Raw genomic sequence first — 4,811 nt, forward strand, 5'->3', positions numbered from 1 at the left:
CTAGCTGCGCATAGAAGTTCGGACAATTCCATAACTTGCAAGACGTCTCCCTTTTCCAAACCCGCGCAAGCATCATCGAGCATTGCTATACAGTATGGACATGCTGTAACTAAGATATCTGCCTTTTTATCCACGGCATCGTTAATTCTTAGTTCGCCAAATCGTTCGCCAAAGGGTACCTCGGCCCAGACCCGACCACCGCCGCCACCGCAACATAGACTCTTATTCTTATTACGCTCCAGTTCCACGAGCTCGACACCTGGAACAGCTTCTAGGAGATCTCTTTGGGGATCATAGACTTGATTATGGCGACCCAAGTAGCATGGATCATGGAAGGTTACTTTTTTCGCTAATTCTTCAGAGAATGTGAGCTTTCCTTCTTTTAAAAGACTGCCCAGAAGATCTGCATAATGCATAACTTCGTATTCTCCACCCAGTTCTGGGTAATCCTTCTTGAACGCGTACAAGCAGTGTGGCGACGTTGTAATGATCTTTTTCACGCCTTTTCCGTTAAACAGCTTGATATTCGATTCAGCTAGTTTTTGGAACAAGGCCTCATCGCCGATCTTACGTATGGTCTCTCCACAACAATTCTCTTCTGCTGTCAGAACTCCAAAGCTTACTCCTGCTTTTTGCAACAGTTTTACGACGCTTTTGGCTATCTTCTTGCTCCGTGTATCATAATTGGAGGTACAGCACACATAAAGCAGATACTCGGTATCTTCGGTGAACGCTGGTATGTTTAGACCTTCTTGCCATTCAGCACGTTTCTCCTGCGGGCCTGCCCACGGGTTGCCGTTGGCGTGAAGACTACCTGCTATAGGACGCAGCGTTCCTGGTAAAAAGCCTGCTGCCACCGTCGTGTTCCGCATTGAGCGAACGTTATCGATGATTTCAACTTTTCTGGGACAGTTTACTAGACACATTCCACAGGTAACACAGGCAAACAGGATATTTTCGTCCTCGAAACCTTCTAATCCTAGTTGGCCTAAACGCTGCATCTTCCGTATGTTAAATGCTTCGCTTATTTCACCGGTAACCTGCCTCCATGGACAAAGATTGGTACAGAGTCCGCACTGCATACACCAACTAAGTGTCTCCGCCCCTGAAGAAACAATATAATCTTTCATTTCCAGAGATACTTCTTTTATTTCATCCATATTCATGCTCCTTTACTTTAAATGGGGACATTCCTCCCCACCCGGAGTCTAATCTTTATTAATTGGGCACATTCTCCGACCCCAAATTTTTCCGATCGGGGACATTCCTCCCAATCAAAATCTTAACTGATATAGGAGGTGTGTCCCCTTACTTTAGAGCGACTTAGAACCCTTTGTAGGGGTTGGGACCCAGTTCTTCTAGTCTCTCGGCAAAGCCGTCCAATATAGCCGGTATCTTGTCATAATCCATGATGGAGACCTGCTCCATTCGCACCCGATCCGATTCGAGATCCAACCTGTTTAGGGTTTCTGCTACTTTCGATAATCTAATTTCTGCCAATTCACTACCTTTTACGAAGTGGCATTGATAATCATCCCCGTGCTTGCATCCTAGAAGTAGTATTCCATCAATACCCTTCGACAACGTATCGGCGATCCACACTAGACTCATTGAGCCTAAGCATCTTACCGGGATAACGCGCACCCAAGCATTGTAATTGAGATGGTTGATCCCCGCCATATCTAAGGCAGGAATAGCATCGTTTTCACAAGCAAAGATGACAATTCTCGGCTTTTCTTCATCTTCTTCAGGCACATCAATGGCCTTAATCATGTTACCAATCATCGGTACGGAATAGTTCTTAAAGGAAATGATCCGTTCAGGACAAGCCCCCATACAGACTCCACACCGACGACAACGAGTTGGATTAGGCAGTGGATTGAATTTCTCATCCTCGTTAATCGCCCCGAAAGGACATTCCACTGTACAACGTTTGCACTGTGTGCATCTCGACATGGCGAAATCTGGGAAGGATAGATCCCCTACCCGTGGGTGTACTGCTGATCCTAACGCACTCAATTCAATGCATTGAATTGCCTTCATAGCAGCTCCTGTTGCGTCTTCTATGCTGGACACCTCATCCATCGGTGCCCTTACGCTCCCTGCCGCATAGATCCCTGTACGGCGAGTTTCATACGGGAAGCAGATGAAGTGGGAATCTGCAAAGCCATATTTCAAAGTCGGCATCTCTGGTCCCTGCCGATAAGCCAGGTTCAAGAGGTTTGACTTGAGAATTGGTGCATCGCCCGCTTGTACTGGTTCTTCTTCTTTACCATCCTCAGTTTCGGCTTTCACTACGAAACTCTCTCCGATGGCTGTGGTTGGTACCATTCCTGTCGCTAGGACAACCAAGTCCACACCTTCTGTGCTAATTCCCGATCCGGTTAGAACGTCAGTTGCTTCAATGATCAGGTTCTTTCCGCCGTCTTCTTTGATGCCAGCAATTTCACCTCGGACGAAAATTCCTCCATCTTTTTGCACTTGTTGGTAGAGACGCTCATATTGGCCCGGTGTCCGTATATCTTTGTGGAAAATGTAGACCGCGGCTTCAGGATTCTGTTCCTTTAAATAAGTCGCCTGTTTCAAGGATTCGACACAACATACCGCTGAACAGTATGGCAAGTGTTCTGAATCCCGTGAGCCAGCACACTGGATAAACGCGATACTTTGGACTTCTTTGCCGTCCGGGCGTACAATTTTTCCTTTTTTGGCCAGTGCTTCCATTTGTTGCGCTGTTATTACATTTTCGTATTTGCCATAGCCGAGCTTTTCCAGCTTTGTTGCCTCATAAGGAACCGCCCCAGTCGCCAGAACTACCGATCCGATTCGTTCTGTCAACGTGTCACCATTTTGGCTGATGCTCACATTAAACATTCCTGGCGCGCCAGCTATCTCTTTTATTTCAGCTCCCACATAGATTTTTACATCCGGGTGAGCTTCAACTTCTTTAATTCGTTCAGCGATATCAACTTCTTCTGGAGCACTATACGGCGACTTCTGCGGAGCCTGTTTATATAAACTGTTCATCCAGCCACCTAGAACTGGACTTTTTTCCACGAGAACCGTTTTATATCCTGCTTTCGCTCCTTCTAAAGCGGCTGTTATGCCTGACAAACCTCCACCGACTACTAGTATGGTTTTTACCATATCTTCACCTTGGTAAGCCTCTGGTAGTTGGACATGGTTTGCTTTGGCCAGGCTCATCCGTAGAGCATCCTCTGCCATCATCTGGGTATCTTCATCGTTCGCCGGATGACACCAGATGATCTGTTCTCTTAGGTTGACCCTTTCCAAGATTACGGATGGTCCAAAATCAAAAACATCATAATTTACACGGGATGAGCAACCTGCGATAACGACTGTATTAACTCCCTCGTTCTCTATATCACTCTTGATTTGCGCCACGCCTTCTGCTCCACAGAAAAAAGCGTGTGACTTGCAAACTGGAGCCTTGCCTTCCTTGGTGGCAACCTTGGACAGGCCCCCTACATCCAGAGATTCCCCGATACTACAGCCGGTGCAGATATAAACACCTGTTTTTTTATCCATTGAGTTACCTCCTCACCGTAGATTGAATGGCCTTTAGAGCTGCAGCCGTAGCATCTTTTACCGATGAGGCAACGTCCAATGGCTTCTTTACGCATCCCGTGCCATAAATCCCGGGTTGCTGTGAATCAGTAGCAATAAATCCATCTTGATCATACGTTATTGTAACCGGTACTTTTGAACCAGCCGTTGCCGGTACCATACCTGTCGCCAGTACTACCATGTCAACCTTTTCCTTCATTATTTCCCCGGTAACCTGGTTCTCAACTTGTACAATTAAATCTTTTGTCAAAGGATCCTCGGAGATCTCTCCGACTTTCCCTTTTATCATAGAAATACTATCTTGTACTTTGGTATAAAAATCTTCATATTTCCCCATCGCCCGGACATCTATATAAAACATAGACACCTTCGCATCCGGGTTCTGTGCTTTCACATAAGTAGCTTGTTTTAAGGAAGCCATACAGCAAACTCCCGAACAGTAAGGCAGATTGTTTTCATCACGCGATCCGGCACACTGTACGAACGCTATGCTTTCAACTTCTTTGCCGTCTGATGGTCTTACTATTTTGCCTCCAGTTGGTCCATTATGCGCCGCCATTCGTTCCATTATTACATTGGTAATGACATTTTGATGTCGGCCAAATCCATAATAATCAACTTTCTTGGCATCATAGGGTTCCCAACCTGTTGCCCAGACTATGGCTCCAACATTTAACTTGAAGCTTTTTGCTGTCATGTCTAATTCGATAGCACCATATTGACAGGCACTTACACATTTCCCGCATTCTGCACCTAAGCATGCCTTATCGTCAATCGCATACTTCATCGGAAACGCGAACGCATGGGCTTTGTATATAGCCTTGGTTTTATCCAATCCGTAGTTGAATTCATTGGACCTCTCTGCCGGACACACTTCTACGCACTTTCCGCATGCTGTGCAGTTCTGATTTACATAACGGGAATTCGATTTCACTGTTACCGTGAAATCCCCTTCTCCACCCTCGATTTGTTCAATCTCTGCTAATGTGAAAAATTTAATCAAGGGATTTTGCTTGATCCGTTTAAAGTTAATTTCCAACCCACAATTTGGAGGACACAGCTTTGGAAAATACTGATTCATCTGGGCTACTCTACCACCTAGATAGGGTTTCTCTTCAACCAGATAAACCTCGTTTCCTGCCTCGGAAGCTTCTATTGCGGCCGTTAGTCCGCTTATTCCTCCTCCGACTACTAGAATACTCTTATATGCCATCCTTTTACCT

3 protein-coding genes are annotated in these 4,811 nt (G+C 45.7%); all 3 read right to left on the bottom strand.

The genetic code is table 11. The annotated features are described in order from the left end of the window. On the bottom strand, positions 1 to 1,160 hold a 1,160-nt coding region (locus DOT_RS21515; RefSeq protein WP_040413127.1), incomplete at its 3' end, for a (Fe-S)-binding protein. Positions 1,161 to 1,323: 163 nt separating this feature from the next. After that, on the bottom strand, positions 1,324 to 3,549 hold the full coding sequence (locus DOT_RS21520; RefSeq protein WP_009623504.1) for a hydrogenase iron-sulfur subunit: 2,226 nt from the start codon (positions 3,547 to 3,549) through the stop codon (positions 1,324 to 1,326). Between the two features lie 4 nt (positions 3,550 to 3,553). Continuing rightward, positions 3,554 to 4,801: a CoB--CoM heterodisulfide reductase iron-sulfur subunit A family protein gene (locus DOT_RS21525; protein ID WP_009623506.1), complete on the bottom strand. Its 1,248-nt coding sequence runs from the start codon at positions 4,799 to 4,801 to the stop codon at positions 3,554 to 3,556. Positions 4,802 to 4,811: the final 10 nt, after the last annotated feature.

The sequence above is a fragment of the Desulfosporosinus sp. OT genome, from assembly GCF_000224515.1.
Classification (GTDB): Bacteria; Bacillota; Desulfitobacteriia; order Desulfitobacteriales; family Desulfitobacteriaceae; genus Desulfosporosinus.

What these genes read in the sequence shown, in the direction of transcription:
- DOT_RS21520 (WP_009623504.1), bottom strand. Translation starts at nt 3,549, where the DNA reads ATGGATAAAAAAACAGGTGTTTATATCTGCACCGGCTGTAGTATCGGG.
- DOT_RS21525 (WP_009623506.1), bottom strand. Translation starts at nt 4,801, where the DNA reads ATGGCATATAAGAGTATTCTAGTAGTCGGAGGAGGAATAAGCGGACTA.